Annotated in this window: 14 protein-coding genes; 7 read left to right on the top strand and 7 right to left on the bottom strand. The window is 44.0% G+C overall.

Features of this window, described 5'->3' with window-relative positions:
- The first annotated feature begins 38 nt into the window (after positions 1-38).
- Positions 39-1,355 carry a folylpolyglutamate synthase/dihydrofolate synthase family protein gene (locus R3D00_13855; protein ID MEZ4774264.1) on the top strand — a complete coding sequence of 439 codons (1,317 nt, stop codon included), beginning with the start codon at positions 39-41 and terminating at the stop codon, positions 1,353-1,355.
- A 1-nt stretch (position 1,356) separates the two neighbouring features.
- Here R3D00_13855 and R3D00_13850 read toward each other — a convergent pair whose 3' ends face one another.
- Entirely contained in the window at positions 1,357-1,887 is a 531-nt protein-coding gene (locus tag R3D00_13850; GenBank protein ID MEZ4774263.1) for an ATP-binding protein, read from the bottom strand.
- A complete protein-coding gene (pnuC, locus tag R3D00_13845) occupies positions 1,884-2,504 on the bottom strand; it encodes a nicotinamide riboside transporter PnuC (GenBank protein MEZ4774262.1) in 621 nt (206 codons plus the stop codon). The genes R3D00_13850 and pnuC overlap by 4 nt, the downstream gene beginning before the upstream one ends.
- 127 nt (positions 2,505-2,631) lie before the next feature.
- Between pnuC and R3D00_13840 the strand changes: the two genes are divergently transcribed.
- Both R3D00_13840 and tgt read left to right on the top strand, forming a co-directional pair.
- Complete coding sequence (locus tag R3D00_13840; GenBank protein ID MEZ4774261.1) at positions 2,632-3,216, top strand: rhomboid family intramembrane serine protease; 585 nt, start codon at positions 2,632-2,634, stop codon at positions 3,214-3,216.
- Positions 3,217-3,259: 43 nt separating this feature from the next.
- Positions 3,260-4,390 (top strand): tRNA guanosine(34) transglycosylase Tgt, encoded by a 1,131-nt coding sequence (gene tgt, locus R3D00_13835; protein MEZ4774260.1) that lies wholly within the window; start codon positions 3,260-3,262, stop codon positions 4,388-4,390.
- 16 nt (positions 4,391-4,406) lie between these two features.
- On the opposite strand, the gene R3D00_13830 is transcribed toward tgt, so the two are convergent.
- The 5 genes from R3D00_13830 to R3D00_13810 form a co-directional block, all read right to left on the bottom strand.
- The gene (locus R3D00_13830) at positions 4,407-5,189 is read right to left on the bottom strand and encodes an enoyl-CoA hydratase-related protein (protein MEZ4774259.1); all 783 of its coding nucleotides are present in this window, start codon (positions 5,187-5,189) and stop codon (positions 4,407-4,409) included.
- A gap of 284 nt (positions 5,190-5,473) precedes the next feature.
- A complete protein-coding gene (locus R3D00_13825; GenBank protein MEZ4774258.1) occupies positions 5,474-5,953 on the bottom strand; it encodes a transposase in 480 nt (159 codons plus the stop codon).
- A 14-nt stretch (positions 5,954-5,967) separates the two neighbouring features.
- Positions 5,968-7,479 carry a ComEC/Rec2 family competence protein gene (locus R3D00_13820; protein MEZ4774257.1) on the bottom strand — a complete coding sequence of 504 codons (1,512 nt, stop codon included), beginning with the start codon at positions 7,477-7,479 and terminating at the stop codon, positions 5,968-5,970.
- A 76-nt stretch (positions 7,480-7,555) separates the two neighbouring features.
- The gene (gene yaaA / locus R3D00_13815; protein MEZ4774256.1) at positions 7,556-8,323 is read right to left on the bottom strand and encodes a peroxide stress protein YaaA; all 768 of its coding nucleotides are present in this window, start codon (positions 8,321-8,323) and stop codon (positions 7,556-7,558) included.
- A 14-nt stretch (positions 8,324-8,337) separates the two neighbouring features.
- Complete coding sequence (locus R3D00_13810; GenBank protein ID MEZ4774255.1) at positions 8,338-9,384, bottom strand: endonuclease/exonuclease/phosphatase family protein; 1,047 nt, start codon at positions 9,382-9,384, stop codon at positions 8,338-8,340.
- 282 nt (positions 9,385-9,666) lie between these two features.
- Between R3D00_13810 and R3D00_13805 the strand changes: the two genes are divergently transcribed.
- The 4 genes from R3D00_13805 to R3D00_13790 all read left to right on the top strand — a co-directional run bounded on the left by R3D00_13805 (position 9,667) and on the right by R3D00_13790 (position 16,177).
- Positions 9,667-10,014: a hypothetical protein gene (locus tag R3D00_13805; GenBank protein ID MEZ4774254.1), complete on the top strand. Its 348-nt coding sequence runs from the start codon at positions 9,667-9,669 to the stop codon at positions 10,012-10,014.
- 184 nt (positions 10,015-10,198) lie between these two features.
- Positions 10,199-12,301 carry a carboxy terminal-processing peptidase gene (locus tag R3D00_13800; GenBank protein ID MEZ4774253.1) on the top strand — a complete coding sequence of 701 codons (2,103 nt, stop codon included), beginning with the start codon at positions 10,199-10,201 and terminating at the stop codon, positions 12,299-12,301.
- A gap of 72 nt (positions 12,302-12,373) precedes the next feature.
- Positions 12,374-14,647: a hypothetical protein gene (locus R3D00_13795; GenBank protein ID MEZ4774252.1), complete on the top strand. Its 2,274-nt coding sequence runs from the start codon at positions 12,374-12,376 to the stop codon at positions 14,645-14,647.
- Between the two features lie 321 nt (positions 14,648-14,968).
- Positions 14,969-16,177, top strand: a complete 1,209-nt coding sequence (locus R3D00_13790; GenBank protein MEZ4774251.1) for an alginate export family protein — start codon at positions 14,969-14,971, stop codon at positions 16,175-16,177.
- Positions 16,178-16,195 lie beyond the last annotated feature (18 nt).

Genomic DNA, 16,195 nt, shown 5'->3' with positions numbered 1-16,195 from the left:
ATTCGCCACCTAAAGACCATCTCCGCAAAAACGCATCAATGACTAACAACGCATTTTCAGAAACCTTGCAGTACCTCTATACCCTCTTGCCCATGTACCAGCGGCAGGGGCCTGTTGCTTTCAAAAAAGGGCTTGGCAATATTCAGGAATTATGCTGGGCATTAGAGCAGCCGCAATGGAAATTTAAGAGTATTCATGTAGCCGGCACCAATGGCAAAGGGTCTGTTTCTGCCATGCTCAACAGCGTATTGATGGAAGCAGGTTACAAAACGGGCATGTACACTTCACCGCACCTGCTTTCTTTTACTGAGCGTATGCGGGTAAACGGAAAGGAAATTTCGCAGGAAGAAGTGGTCGAATTCGTGGAAAAAACCAAACCCCTGATTGAGCGGATGAAGCCCAGTTTTTTTGAGATGACGGTAGCTATGGCATTTGATTTTTTTGCCAGAGAAGAAGTAGAAATTGCGGTAATTGAAGTGGGATTAGGGGGAAATTTTGATTCGACCAACATCATCCATCCCGAAATAAGTGTGATCACCAATATTTCCTACGATCATATGGATATGCTTGGAGATACACTCGGGTTAATTGCCGGAGAAAAAGCAGGCATTATTAAACGTTTTACACCAGTAGTAATCGGAGAAAAGCATACAGAGACTACGCCTGTTTTTGCGGATAAGGCAACATTGATGGAAGCGCCTTTATTTTGGGCAGAAGATATGTTCCATATAAACAGCATTTCCCTCACAGAAAATGGGCAAAAATTTTCGGTTACAGATGTTGAAGAAGAGGATGATAGTCTGGTTTTTGAACTGGACCAACGGGGCGATTACCAGCAAAAAAACCTGGTTACCACACTATCTGCACTGAAGGTAATGAACGAAGAAGGATGGGAAATCTCTGATAAAGCCATTCGCAACGGGTTGGCAAAAACCACAACGAATAGCCGTTTAGCGGGCAGAATGCAAAAATTATCCGCCAACCCTACTGTACTATGTGATACAGGTCATAATGAAGGCGGAATCCGGTTAGTGGTAGAGCAGTTGAGTAAAATGAAAAAAAACCATCTCCATTTTGTACTGGGAATGGTTGCAGATAAAGATCACGATAAAATCCTATCACTTCTCCCAAAGGATGCGACCTATTATTTTGTACGCCCGAATGTGCCACGTGGATTTGACGCACAGAAACTCAGCGAGAAAGCCGCCACTCACGGACTCAATGGAGAAGTTTTTGATCGGGTAGCAGAGGGTGTAAACGCGGCACGGAAAAAAGCTATGCCTGAAGATGTGATTTTTATTGGAGGAAGCACATTTGTTGTGGCAGATGCGCTTGAACCCGTACCGGTAGGATAATTTAGCTACAAGCAAAAAGCAGGATTTTTGTAGCGATTACAGCATCTGAAAGCCGTTTTTCTGCATTACCTTTAAGTTCGTGGAAAAGCACACCGGCCTCTTCAAGTTCCCGGCGGTAGATATCATATAATTCTTCCCGTTGGAAAGGATTTTCCCTTTGCGGATCAAATTCCCAGGGAACATCTGTTCCGGCCAGGAAATGCATATCATAATCAGGGAGATTCATATTTTCCAGAATCCATGGATCACAATGGCGGTATTTGTATTCACTCCAGACTTTTATGACCAGCAGATTGGTATCGGCAAAAAACACATCCTTTGCATTTTTGCGGGCAATATCTTCTTCCTGCATCTGGAGTCTGGCGATGGCAGACAGATCTTCCTTCGTATATGCGCGATTGAGTTCAGAAAGATATACGCGGGCGACTTCTTGCGCGAGAGAAGTATTAAAAAAGTCTGCCAATTGACGGGCAAGGGTAGATTTTCCGGTCGATTCCGGTCCGACAATCGCTATTTTCAATGGAAGACTCATACATTGGCAAGCTGAATCCCCATTTTTCTTTTCCAGTTAAAATAGCCAAGAGTAGCGAGCACGAGATAGATCAGAAACATCAAAGCGGTAAGCCTGAGGTCTTTGTACCAATAGATACCAATAGCGATGACATCAACAGCGATCCAGATGAGCCAGTTTTCGATTTTTTTCTGCGCCATTAATACCTGTGCCAGCAAGCTAAAAGAAGTCGTGTAAGCGTCCCAATAAGCGAGGTCAGCATTCGTATAGTTGTCGAAGAAAAAACCAATAATAAGAATTCCCAAAATACCCACCAGGAGATACATACCCCATAGTTTAAGCGGGCTGGTGGTAATCGGGAGGTCATCTTTTTTATTGCCGCCGTTGAGCCAGTGATACCAGCCATAGACACCGGTAATGAAGAAGAAAATATTAAGCACCACATCAGCATAGAGACGTGCGATAAAAAAAATGTAAATATAAATACCGACGTTAATGAGTCCGGTCGGCCATCCCCAAATATTCTCCATGGCATTGAGCGCAACGCAGACTACCCCAAAGATAAATCCCAGCACTTCGAGTGGAGAAGTACCGACAGCCTCACAGGCTTGAGAAAATTGAATCCAGAGATCATTCATGAGCAAAAATTGCGTTCACAAAGTAAACACTTTGTTTGCCTATCCCAACAAGGAATGAATTAATTTCGTAACAGATATTGTATATCAAATCGTAGATTAATTATCTTGCACGAATCAGAAATCTATCATGAGACTTAAATATAACGCCCCGGTTATCCTGACCTATACGCTGGTATGTACGTTGGTACTTATTCTGCAAAGTTTTACAGGGTTGGACATTATGACTTACTTCACTATTTATCCTGTGGTGGACATCTCCAATCCGGTCTGGTATTTCCGATTATTTTCACATGTTATCGGGCATGGGGACTGGGCGCACCTTGCAGGCAATTTTTCCTTTATCCTACTTTTGGGGCCGATTTTAGAGGAAAAGTATGGTTCCAGAGATACCTTACTCATGATGTTTGTAACGGCCCTGGTAACGGGGATTTTACAGATTGCTTTTTTTGACAACCCCCTTTTAGGCGCAAGCGGCATTGTTTTTATGTTGATTTTACTGAGTTCCTTTACCAATGCTAAAGGAGGAATTCCACTGACATTTATTCTGGTGGTAATTCTTTTTCTTGGGAAAGAGGTTCAGGATGCCTTTGCAGCAGATAATATTTCCCAGTTTACCCATATCATTGGCGGTATTTTAGGGGGATTGTTTGGGTTCTTTCTTGAAGGGGGGCAAAAGCGGGCAAGAGAAAAATCTGGAATACAAACTAAGTAGAACTGCGTGGTTTCTTTGGAAATTGCATATTTTCGCAGGCTCTATGAAGTACCAGTTAATTCACAAAGATTTACAGTCAAAAGCGCGGGCAGGAGAAATCGAAACTGCGCATGGCAAAATAGAAACCCCGATTTTCATGCCGGTGGGTACTGTGGGCAGTGTCAAAGCTGTGTCCCAGCAGGCTTTGATGGAGGATGTACAGGCCCAAATCATATTAGGCAATACCTACCATTTGTTTTTACGCCCGGGGAAAGATATTCTCCAGCAGGCAGGTGGTTTACACAAATTTATGCATTGGGACAGACCGATACTAACAGATAGCGGCGGTTATCAGGTGTATAGTCTGGCTGGAAGCAGAAAACTTACAGAAGAAGGCGTAACCTTTTCCAATCATATAAATGGCAGTAAACATTTGTTTACGCCAGAGTTGGTGGTGGACATTCAGCGTGCGATTGGTTCGGATATCATGATGGTGTTGGATGAATGTCCTCCCTACCCTTGTGATCACAAATATGCAAAGACCTCCATGGAGCTTACTCATCGTTGGGCATTGCGTTGCAAGGAACACCACCAAAACCAGGGACCTTTGTATGGCTACGAGCAAAATCTTTTTCCAATTATCCAGGGCGGGACATATAAAGATTTACGGACTCAATCTACAGAGTTTATTGCAGGACTGGACTTGCCCGGCTGCGCAATTGGCGGCCTTTCGGTTGGAGAGCCGGCGGAGATCATGTACGAACTGACCGAGCTATCCTGTGATATTCTCCCGGTTGATAAACCACGTTATCTTATGGGAGTGGGCACACCAGTAAATCTGCTCGAATGCATTGCTTTGGGGGTGGATATGTTTGACTGTGTATTGCCTACCAGGAATGCCCGCCATGGTCTGATTTATACCAGAGAGGGGGTCCGCAATTTAAAAAATCAGAAGTATGAGAATGATTTTTCCCCACTTGACCCCCACAGCGAGTGTGAGATCGACCAGTATTATACCAAAGCATATGTAAGACATTTGTTTAAGGCACAAGAATATCTGGCGCTTCAGATCGCGAGTATCCACAACCTGCACTTTTTCCTCTGGCTGGTAAAAGAGGCCCGGAAACATATTCTAGCTGGTACCTTCCTGCCATGGAAAACAGAAATGGTAGTAAAATTGGGTGAAAGGCTTTAACAGGAAGCCATTACAATTACCAGGTATGATCTTCTTTGTTAAGAAAGGCGTCAACCCCGCGTTTGCAGTCATCTGTAGCCCGTGAATAGGCATTCATTTTTGCAGCAAATCGCATCGCCTCCTCAAGCGGGAAGCTCTGAATATCAGCGATCATTTTTTTAGTAAGTTGAAGAGAAGCAGCCGAATTTTGTGTGCACATTTCCCCGGCAAACTTTTTAACAAAAGCCGAAATTTCATCTTTAGGGATAATCTGATTGACCAGATTATAGTTAACCGCTGTTTGAGCATCGATTATTTTCCCGGAAAGGAGAAGCTCTTTTGCCCGGGTTTCTCCTATTTTTCTCAACAAAAACGTCATAACAATTGCAGGAACAAACCCAATGCGCACCTCGGTATAACCGAGTTTGGCGTCAGGCACGACAAATGCAAAATCGCACACCGTCGCGAGACCACAGCCACCAGCAATGGCATGACCTTCGATCTGAGCAATCACGACTTTGGTAGCGCGGTAAATGGTAAGGAAGAGTTGAGCAAGCGAGGTTGAATCAGCAAGGTTCTGTTCAATATTGTATTCCTGCATCTTTTGGAGATACCCCAAATCTGCACCTGCACAGAAAGCCGGTCCGTTTGCCTTTATGACAATGATTTTTACCTGAGTATCCTGCTCTGCGGTCAATAAGGCATCTTTCAGTTCGACTATTAACACATCATTTAACGCATTCCTTTTTTCCGGACGATTGAGAGTAACCCAGGCAATACGGGACTCCACGAGGTATTCAAGATGTTGATAGATTTTCATACAGGTAGTGTTTATCCAAAGCTACAGCAAAATTGGGGGGAGTCAAAAAAATGGGGGTACGGTTTGTGGCAGTATTTTTTATCAAGGGTTTGGGGGAAGGTGGGGGTCGGAAGTTTTGAGGGCTTTGGCCGATCCCCGTTAACGGGGATCAGATCTCAAAAACCCCTTTCCCGGAGGCCTACCCCCATTCAAGATCCGTAATCCGCATACCCTCACCATCCCCGGAAGTCTCCTTCAGGCGGCAAAATTCAGACGCAGAAACATAAACCCGACCGGTAAAGGTTTTATTTTCTTTTGTCTTTGGGAATGAGAACATTGATCAAACTTTCAGCAGGAATATATATACCTGCAATATCGACCAACTCCTCCTGGAGACTCATCCGCTGGTGTATTTCCTTCTGGTTACGGATTCGTTGGCGGACATCTTCGACTCGATCCAGCCCAACCGATACTCCTGTGTATCGCTTCTTCCAGCCAAACGAAGACTCCTCCGGCCATTCTTCTTGCATCCATCGCGAAGAGCATCCTTTCATATGATTCATCACGCCTGCAATAGTCTGTGTACGACGTAGTCGGATGAGTACATGTACATGATCCTGCACGCCGTTGATCTCGACAAGATCAATTCCCTTATCCTGGCAATCCCACAAAACCAAATTGAAAATGTCTTCTCTCCGTTCTTCACTTAGCAATGGCGCCAGATTCGGAGTCGTCCATATCAGATGGAGCCAGTTAAGCACAAAGCTGTTTTGTTTTATTATCATAGTTGTGTAAATAATTATTTACTGTTTTGTATCCTTTTGCCTATTACCAATATAAGGCCGGCGATCCCCAGTTCTCCTGCCATAATCAGAAAGCCTTGATAGTCCTGCCATTCGTCAATCACTGGGGAAGGAAGCGCCCCAATAAGCGTCACGATGGTGTACAAATACCCGATCAGCCGCTGGCAAAAAAATCCCAGCCACTCTCCTAATACTGGCACTGAACAAAGGACTACCGTAAAAAAACCAACCAATACCAACACAAAAGCCAGCGATGCAACCAGTATATTGCTCAGCAAAAAATAGGTCGGGAATTTTCCAAAATGCAGAATGATCAGGGGAAGCGTTGCTATCGTTGCACAAAATGTCACTCCTATCCACGCATATAGGGTCTTAAGCAAAAAATGGTGTGCAGAAAACTGTGCTTCGAAAATGGGGAATAGTACGATAATCCCAACTACCGCAGAATACGATAACTGAAAACCTGCATCAAATGCAATAACAGGATCTGCGAGCAACTGTATAAGCCCGGCTGTCCCTACAATATTCAGCATGCTGTATCGGAGGTAAAATATCCTGAAAATCAAAACAATCCCAAACATCAGAACGGCACGCACTACAGCCGGACTTGCCCCTGTCATCAACATATACCCCAACAAGAAAATCAGGATAATTGCATTCTTGATCTTCAAACCGAATGGTACCAGATGAAGCAGAGAAAAAATATGGTTGAGTACCAGGAAAACAATCCCCACATGCAATCCGGAAATTGCCAGAATATGGCTTACTCCTGCAACCGAAAATGCATCCTTTACTTCTTTACTCATTTCACCCTTTTCCCCCAAAAACATCGCCTGTGCAATTGCTCCGGCCGTAGAGTCGGGGATTACCTGCTTCAACTGCTCACACATTTCCTGCCTCATCGTTTCCAAACTGACATCCCAGCCTTTTTTCTTCCCTGAAACCTGAATGGCATCTGCATAAACTGTATGGAAAATCCCCTGATTATGGAGGTATTGGAGATATCCCTCATTGGCCGTATAAGCATCTGTTACATTGCCCCGAATCAATACCTCATCAAATCTTCCCAGACTACTGGTATCTCGCACGTCTATATATAGCAGAAACCGCCCCGAAGCTGAAATCCATTCACATTCCTTGCGGTAAGCAATCAATTCGGCCCAGGTCGAACGTCCCCTGAAATTCTTCTTTACCGGGCGAATGACCCTTGCATACAATTCTCCCTTACCACAATTCACGTCATTGATAACCGGTAAATCAGCAGTCCATGTCCGGGCATAATAATTCAGACTGCCTAACCCCAGCACAACCAGATAAATACCTGCTGCTGCCAGATATTCCCTTCGGAAGGAATAATTTTTCCCGTAGTATAGCCGTATCGCGGCCAGCAATCCCAATCCCGAGATCCCGGCTACTATACTCCAGGAAAAAAAATACCTGGCCAGAACAATGCCGGCCAGGTATAACAGTACAAACTTAAAAACAGGAGCTTGTGTAAGTGCTTTCATGGTGCCTTAAAGTAAGGCAAGCTCCGTTTTAATTCATTGGAAAAAACCAGAAAAAGGTAACAATAGCATTTTCTCTTTAACGGGTAAAAACCCACTCATCTTCCCGGGAAAGCCCTTCGTGGAAACAATAACCCATACCCGTAAAATGTTTTATTTCTTCGGTGTGAGTAATTTTTTCTCGGATAATAAAGTCTGCCATCGCACCCCGGGCCTGTTTCGCATATAAAAAAATGGATTTGTACTGTCCATTTCGCTCTTCCTTGAAAGAGGGGGTGATAACCCTCCCATCGAGTTTTTTCAGGTTTACTGACTTAAAATACTCTGCTGACGCCAGATTGATCAGCACTTTATCTCCGGAATCCGCAAAGGATGTGTTCAGCGCATGGGTAATGCGATCGCCCCAAAACTCATATAGATTTTTACCCCTTCGCGTTTTCAACGCTGTACCCATTTCCAACCGGTAAGGCTGAATCAAATCGAGGGGATTTAGCAGACCATATAAACCTGACAAAATCCGTAAATGCTGCTGGGCAAATAAGAAATCTTCCTCCGAGTATTTTTCCAACTCAAAACTCAGGTAAACATCTCCCTTAAATGCCAGCAATGCCTGCTTGGCGTTTTCTGGTGTAAAAGGGGTATGAAATTGTTGGTACCGCTCGTGGTTTAATGCAGCAAGTTGGGGACTTATATCCATCATCTCCGCAATTTTTTTCTCACTTTTCTTTACCAACTCCTTGATCAGCAATTGTGAATCAGGCAAAAATGAGGGCAAAGTATGTGTGGTCGTGTAGCGGGTTTCTTCTGAAAAATCCAGCTTCTTTGCCGGGGAAATAATGACAATCATATCTAAATTTTTATTCACTTCCTGACTAAACGAATATAAACGGGGAAATGGTCGCTAAATCCTTCTGGCTGAAATTCATCGCGAAAAATAGATCTGCGGGGCATATCCTTCGCAGAACCGTTTCCCCCCACCTGCATAAACTCCTCATTCACTATTGCCGCCGAACCTTCCTTATACTGTAATTTGCCGGTCCCATCATTCATCAACCCATGACTTATCAATATCTGATCAAACAGGTTCCATTTGCCCTGATATGTCAGTGTGCCTATTCCATTGGGGTCGTGCAAAGCGCCTACCGGATTATAAAAGCCGTTATCACCTACTGATCCAGCCTCCGTTTCCGCTCCCATAATCTCATGGATGCTTCGATTCCCGGGATCATCATTGTAATCACCTACCGAAACAATACAGGCATGAGGATCTTTCGACAGAATTTCCGACACTCGCTCCCTTGTAACTTTTGCTGTTGTGATCCTGCGGATTTCAGATTCATCTTCACCGCCACGCCGGGAAGGCCAGTGATTGACAATCATATACAGTCTCTCACCTTTTATTTGCCCTTCCACTACCAGAATCTTCCGGGTAGTATAATCAGGCTCTTCGGGGAAATCAACATCATAGGCCTCATGGGAAATATACTTGAATACTTTGGGGTCATATATCAACCCCACATCTATACCCCGAATATCTTCGGACTCTTCCAGTATTACCTCATATCCTCTTTTCTTCAATGAAGTAAGCTGAACCAGATCCTTCAAAACCTGCACATTTTCCACTTCTGCCACCCCCAATATATCCGGGCCCTTTTCACCCATTTGACTGATTGCCAATGCCAGGTTGTCCAACTTTTTCAGGTATTTTTCTGTAGTCCATTTATATCTGCCTTCGGGTAAAAACTCACTGTCATCTTTCACAGGGTCATCTTCTGTATCAAACAGATTTTCAACGTTATAAAAGCCTATTACCACTTCACTTTTCCCGGAGAGATCACTTGGGTTTTCCGGCATCTCTTTGCCATGGCTTCTATCAGAACCATTTGCCTGCTTACAGCCTGTTATCATATACAATGTGAACAGGACAACAGATACAATTTTAAGTTTAGAAAAAATCATTGGGAATTTCATCTGATAAATATTTCCCGCAAGTTACTAATCCTGCCCTAAACTCAATCGATTTTCCGGCATACCTTAACCACTTATTCCTCCCAAATTTTAAAATGTTTATTATATTTGTGCCGCATGGCGATCGCATTACTCCTGACTTGCTTATCTTTAAATATTTATCTGACGGGAATCACATGGTTCCTGCAGATTATCCATTTTCCCCTTTTCGAAAGTGTTGGATTGAATCAATTTCATGACTATCACAGGAAGTTTTTTCAGAAAAAACAATTCATTGTCCTCCTCCCCTCACTTGTCGCTGCGATCTGTGCGCTGATCCTCATCTGGGTAAAACCCTGGGGTACAAATATGGTTTTTGTAAAAATCAACCTCGGGCTCATGGTCATCGCATTGGGCGCTTCTGTTATTTTAGTAGAACCGCTGCACAAAATACTCTCCTCTCACGGCTATTCAGATAAAGCGATCCGACAACTTACCCGTGTAAACTGGGTCAGAACCTGGGCATGGACAGGAAGCAGCCTGATGATTATACTCGCTGTTTTTAGCATCCTCGCCCAACACACCGAATAATACGCGATCCTCCTTTGCTAAAATTGCCTTTTTTTACAAAAAATATTACCTGTGAGAAAGGATTTGCGTGTATTATTTAACTAAATTAAAATCCATTTGTGTATTTTGTCCGTTCAACCCCTATAAACCTCTCTTTTTGGGGGTCTCACTTTTACAGGATTACTGATACTGAAATCAATTATCTATGAAGCTCAAATTGTTGATTACCGGTGCTGTCGTTTCTGCTCTCCTTATCCTCAGTTCTTACACTCTTCATACTAATGAGGGTGATAAACCAGGAGTGCTGATCCGGCTGATGATGCAGGGAATGGAATACTATCACTATCAACCACCCAAAATCAATGATGATTTTTCCCAACACGTCTTTGATCTCTACCTGAAAAATCTCGACTACAGCAAAAGATTTCTCACAGAACGTGATGTGAATAATCTCAAAAAATACAGGGAGAAAATTGATGAAGAGCTAAAAGAAGGCTCTTTCGAATTTTTTGATATGGCCATAAACCTGTTTGACAAACGGGTTTTAGAAGCGAAAACCTATACTGAAGAAATCCTCTCTCAGCCATTTGACTTTGATCAAAAAGAATATCTTGAGACGGATTATGAAAAGCTGGAATTTGCCGAAAACGAAGCGGCGATTAAAGATCGCTGGAGAAAAACGCTCAAATATCAGACCTTATCCCGCCTCGTTACGCTAATGGAAAACCAGGAAAAGGCGGTCTCTTCAAGTGGACAGGAAGGGATTGAATCCAAATCTTTCGCGGATATGGAAAAAGAGGCCCGAATGAAAGTCCTTAAAGCTCAGGAACAAACCTTTCACCGCCTGGAAAGAATTCCTATCACAGACCGAAGAGCGGATTTTATCAACTCCGTTGCGAATGTCTATGATCCCTATACAGGGTATTTTCCACCTAAGGATAAAGAAGACTTCGATATGGATATTTCGGGTAAACTGGAAGGCATTGGCGCCCAACTCCGGGAAACCGACGGTCTGATTAAAGTCGTATCTATCGTCCCTGGTTCTGCTTCCGCCCGCCAGGGAAGCCTTGAAGTGAATGACATCATTCTGAAAGTCGCTCAGGGAGACCTTGACCCCGTAGATGTGGTAGATATGGATATTGATGAAGCAATCAAAATGATCCGTGGGAAAAAGGGTACCGAAGTCCGGCTGACCGTTCGCAAAATTGATGGTTCAGAGCAGGTTATTCCGATTGTCAGGGATATCGTCGTGCTCGAAGAAACCTATGCGAAGTCTGCAGTTCTCCAAAGTGAAAAGAATAAGAAAAACGTAGGTTATATCTATCTGCCGAAATTCTATGTGGACTTCGATGACCCCAGAGGCAGACATTGTTCTGAAGATATCGCCCTTGAAATTGAAAAACTGAAAAAAGACAATATCAAAGGTCTTATCATCGACCTCCGCAACAATGGTGGTGGCTCTTTACCTGATGTAATCGACATGGCGGGCCTGTTTATCAGCAAAGGCCCGGTTGTTCAGGTAAAAGCGCGCAGCTCCGCACCACAAGTGAAGTCTGACAAAGATCCTACCATCCAATGGGATGGGCCGCTGCTGATTCTGGTCAACTCCCTTTCCGCTTCCGCTTCAGAAATTCTCGCAGCTGCGATTCAAGATTATGACCGTGGGGTGATTGTAGGGACAACAACCTTTGGAAAAGGTACAGTCCAAAGCTTCTTCAGCCTCGACAACATGGTGCAAGGCTCCAGCGACCTTAAACCACTGGGTGATATGAAACTCACTACCCAAAAATTTTATAGAATCAACGGTGGGGCAACTCAACATAAGGGGGTCGTTCCGGATATCATCCTTCCTGACGAATATAGCTTTGTTGAATATGGTGAACGCGATCAGGATTTTTCTATGCCCTGGGATGAAATTTCACCCGTGAGCTATCAGAAATGGTCTGCCCCTGTAAGCCCCAAACTGGAACAATTGAAAAAAGCCAGTGAAAAACGAGTTGCCGAAAGTGAAACATTCAGCCTCGTCAAAGAAAATGCAGAAAGGTTGAAAAAAAATCAGGATCAGGAATTTTATCCCCTGAATATTGAAGAGTTCCGTGCCGAAAGAAAACGCCTCAACGATGAAGCAGCGAAGTATAAAGATCTCAAAAAGCCGATTGAAGAAATGTCGGTAAATTATGCCACCGCCGATATGGGCTTCATCAATCAGGATACGGTTAGGTCAAATAGGTTTAAGGCTTTCCGCGATAACCTGGGGAAAGATCCTTATGTTTTTGAATCGCTGAATATTATCAAAGATATGCAGTAAAATTATTGCTGATTTTTATATAAAACCCCCTCCCGGAAGCCCGGGCGGGGGTTTTTAAAACGCATCCCCCAAATGCTGACTACCCGTGCTACTTTACCTCCTCATTTCAGGTATTTCCAAATCCTGATACCTGTCATCTCCCTGCTCCTGGCCTGCACTACCGCCGGTAGCCAGCCAGGGCAAACTTCCGCCAACGGTTCTCCCCCACCCTTTAACCGATCGCTGCTTATTGTTGCTGGAACGGAAGATTCTGCGAATACTGCGCTTTTTAAAACCTGGGCACAAAATCTTGGCAGTCGCAGCAGACGAATGGAAGTTCGCTTTAAAACCGACAAAGAACTTCTGGCGGAGGATTTAAGCGCGGGACAAATCCTGTATATCGGAAATCCAAAAACCAATGAGGCTATAGCGGCCATATCTGATAAATTACCCATTTTGTTTGCGCCAGATTATTTTTCTCTGGGAAAAACCAGCTATAAGGGTAATGGATATGTATGTGTGATTTCTTCTTTTTCCTTGCCGGGAGCAAATTCTCCGGTGAGTCTTGTCACGGCCAACCAGGATGTAGATATCCTCGCTTTCCTGGAAAATGGTGCTTTTTCAGGAAGATTTGGCATCCCCTGGGGGCAATGGGGGTATCAGATATTTCAGGGAAACAAACGTATTCGCCTCGGTAATTTTACCGAAAAAGGAAGCCCCGACGGTAATCCTAACTGGGACTTCTCCGATCAGTCATCTCCACTTGTCACATCTGAACATTTTCGCTTCTTTATTCACAGCGATACGATTTCAAGATCTACCGTCAATCAGCGAATGGACAGCTGTGAAAAAATTATAGGAACCCTTCAAAAATTTGCCGGCTCAAAATCTCCTCTTAACATCGACTATCATCTGTATGGATCTGCACAAAATCTTGGCCTTATGACTGAAAGAATGGAGCAGGCTTTTGCAGATCCGGTTCGCAACGAAATTCATATACTCGCCAGTCAGGATTATGCCGAAAATATCGAGGCAATTGAAACCCGACTTTTTTTTCGTCAACTAAAAGGCAAACCAGAAGTAATCGCTCTGGAAGAAGGGCTTTCTATCTGGTTTTCACCTCGCTGGCAAAAAAAGGGATTCGGATATTGGTCCTCCCGGCTATTTCAATCCCAAAACCTGCTTACCCTGGCGCAACTCACCAATAATGAGTATTTCCAGGCCGAATCACCACTCATTCGCGGTGCAATGGCAGGATCACTGATCGATTTTTTGATTGCATCCTGGGGAAAAGATGCCTTTCTGGAAAAATATCCCACCTGGCACCCCACTCCGGCAGAAATTGCCACAATGGAAAATGACTGGATTGCATATCATCAGGATCACTTCATTGAAGCTCAGCCCCCTGTGTATCCTGAGCCGGGGTATCAAAAAGGAATGACCTTCGCACATGAAGGTTATGGTATTTATAATGGCTATGGTTCCGAAATGGCCCACGAATCACTCACCCGCCTCCAATCTTTGGGTACAAATGCTATTTCTCTTGTGCCTTATACAGGTACTCGTGAAGTTCAGTCACCAGAAGCATTCGGATTCTCACAGTTTGCCGGTGGAGAAAATGATGCAAGCCTTATCCATGCCTACTATGCCGCCAAAAGAATGGGAATGAAAACCATGCTCAAACCTCAGGTATGGGTGCGCGGTGGATGGCCCGGTGACCTCGAAATGAAAAATGAAGCCGACTGGCAAATGTTTTTTGTCGAATACCGCCGTTGGATCCGACATTATGCCATGCTGGCAGAAATACATGAAATGGAGATCTTCTGCGTCGGGGTCGAATTCGTCAAAGCAAGTACCTCCCACCCCGACGAATGGAGAAAGCTGATCAAAGACCTGCGCCAATTGTACCATGGCCCGATTACCTACGCCGCCAACTGGGGAGAAGAATTTGAAAAGCTTGCCTTCGCAGATGCACTCGATTTTATCGGGCTGGATTGTTATTATCCGCTGAGTGGAAAAAAAACGGCGTCTAAAGCCGAACTCCGCGCCGGATTCCGGAAAATTGCCCAAAATATCCAGAAGATATCTGAAAAGCATAACAAGCCGATCGTTTTTACGGAAGTGGGCTTTCGTAGCATTGAAGCACCATGGATTCAACCACACGCTGAAGCCGGAGATAGCCCATATCGGGAAACAGATCAGGCGCTATGTTATGAAATTGTTCTGGAAACCATGAAAGACCAGCCCTGGTTTAAAGGTTTGTACTGGTGGAAATGGCCTTCCTACCTCGATCATACGGATCGCGACCCCACAGACTACAACCCTTTTGGAAAAGAAGCAGAAGCGGTTTTGCAGTCGTTTTATTGATATTCCATTTTTTCCCCCAATCCCTACCCAAAGCTTTAAATTGATGGTTTTAAGACCATTTCTGAAAAAATAAAAAATATCTACATAATTCCTATGTATTTGGTAGGATTTGTGTAGATTTACTTTTGTTTTCTTTCGCTTCGTGGGATTTTTCCGTCTCTGATACGTTGACTCAAGGCCCGTCGGTTTTTAAATTTCTGTCTGAATCCAATTATGCTTAAGGTTAAATTTTCCTTTCTGACCCTTGCCCTGATATTTTCCGCTTACCTCATCTTCGCGCAGGAAAACCCGCCTGCTTAAGAAAACAAAGAATCGTTTTCCATTAAACTGGAATTCAGACCCCGTACCGAATTCAGAAACGGGTACCGCCAATTGCGAGAGGACACAACCCATGCCGCAATATTTACCGAAGGAAGAAGTCGCCTGTACCTCAACTATGAACGCAAAAACTTTATTTTCCACACCTCTATTCAGGACGTCAGAGTGTGGGGTTCACAGGACCCCAGATCTACAGAAGGGAGTTTACAGATTTTTGAGGCTTATGTCGAACCTACACTCAAAAAGGGTATTTCCGTAAGGATAGGAAGGCAAAAAATCATGTATGACAATCAACGTTTGTTTGCTCAAAACAACTGGCGTCAAAACGGTGGCGCGCATGATGCAGTAAGGTTTATTCTGAAAAATAAAAAAATCGAAGGAGACCTGATCGGTGCTTTTAACCAGGAACAAGGCGCACAGGAACGATTTTTTGAAACGGATTTTTCTCCTGGTTTCAACAATTATAAAGTCCTGTTAGCCAATTTTATCAAATACAAAACAGACAAATTCACCCTTACCGGCATCAATGTCGCAGATGCTTTTCAGGATGCACAAAATATCCGCACTACTCATTGGCGCTATACCAGTGGTGGCCGGATTGAATTTACCAAAAATCGCTGGTATACAACTTTGGCCGGCTACTACCAATACGGGAATACCTCAAAAGGCACAAAGCTGAGTGCCTGGTACCTCCAACCTGAAGCACAGTATAAAGACAATAAACACTGGACCATTCGTCTGGGAGCAGAGGTTTTTAGCGGGGATAATGGCCTCCGTCCGGACAATACCTCCCAATCTTTCGATGCACTGTACGGCGTAAACCATCGGTTCCTGGGATCTATGGATTATTTCACCCGATTTCCCGGCGACCTCAACAATGCTGGCCTGGTCGCCCCATACTTATTTATCTTCTATGATGTAAACAAAAAAATGACGCTTCGCGCAGACGGGCATTTATTCTCCTCGCAAAACAACTTTGTACCTGATGGTGCTTTGGCCGCAATCGACAAATATCTTGGATTTGAAAATGATCTGCTTATCCGCTATCGACCCAATACCTATACAGAAATTGATCTCGGATATTCATGGGCTAGCCTCTCCGAATCTATGGAATATATCAAAAAGGGGGGAAACAGCAGCCTTTTCCAAAGCTGGGCTTTTCTGATGATCACCTTCAACCCCGAAATATTCCACTGGACAAATACTCAATAAAATTTATCATACAATTTT

Source organism: Bacteroidia bacterium, assembly GCA_041391665.1.
Lineage (GTDB): Bacteria > Bacteroidota > Bacteroidia > J057 > J057 > JAGQVA01.
Note: the sequence above shows the minus strand (reverse complement) of the source record. Positions and strands in the feature narration are given on the sequence as shown.

Excerpts from the sequence above, each read along its gene's own strand:
- R3D00_13855 (MEZ4774264.1), top strand. The coding sequence starts at position 39 with ATGACTAACAACGCATTTTCAGAAACCTTGCAGTACCTCTATACCCTC.
- R3D00_13850 (MEZ4774263.1), bottom strand. The coding sequence starts at position 1,887 with ATGAGTCTTCCATTGAAAATAGCGATTGTCGGACCGGAATCGACCGGA.
- pnuC (MEZ4774262.1), bottom strand. The coding sequence starts at position 2,504 with ATGAATGATCTCTGGATTCAATTTTCTCAAGCCTGTGAGGCTGTCGGT.
- R3D00_13840 (MEZ4774261.1), top strand. The coding sequence starts at position 2,632 with ATGAGACTTAAATATAACGCCCCGGTTATCCTGACCTATACGCTGGTA.
- tgt (MEZ4774260.1), top strand. The coding sequence starts at position 3,260 with ATGAAGTACCAGTTAATTCACAAAGATTTACAGTCAAAAGCGCGGGCA.
- R3D00_13830 (MEZ4774259.1), bottom strand. The coding sequence starts at position 5,189 with ATGAAAATCTATCAACATCTTGAATACCTCGTGGAGTCCCGTATTGCC.
- R3D00_13825 (MEZ4774258.1), bottom strand. The coding sequence starts at position 5,953 with ATGATAATAAAACAAAACAGCTTTGTGCTTAACTGGCTCCATCTGATA.
- R3D00_13820 (MEZ4774257.1), bottom strand. The coding sequence starts at position 7,479 with ATGAAAGCACTTACACAAGCTCCTGTTTTTAAGTTTGTACTGTTATAC.
- yaaA (MEZ4774256.1), bottom strand. The coding sequence starts at position 8,323 with ATGATTGTCATTATTTCCCCGGCAAAGAAGCTGGATTTTTCAGAAGAA.
- R3D00_13810 (MEZ4774255.1), bottom strand. The coding sequence starts at position 9,384 with ATGATAACAGGCTGTAAGCAGGCAAATGGTTCTGATAGAAGCCATGGC.
- R3D00_13800 (MEZ4774253.1), top strand. The coding sequence starts at position 10,199 with ATGAAGCTCAAATTGTTGATTACCGGTGCTGTCGTTTCTGCTCTCCTT.
- R3D00_13795 (MEZ4774252.1), top strand. The coding sequence starts at position 12,374 with ATGCTGACTACCCGTGCTACTTTACCTCCTCATTTCAGGTATTTCCAA.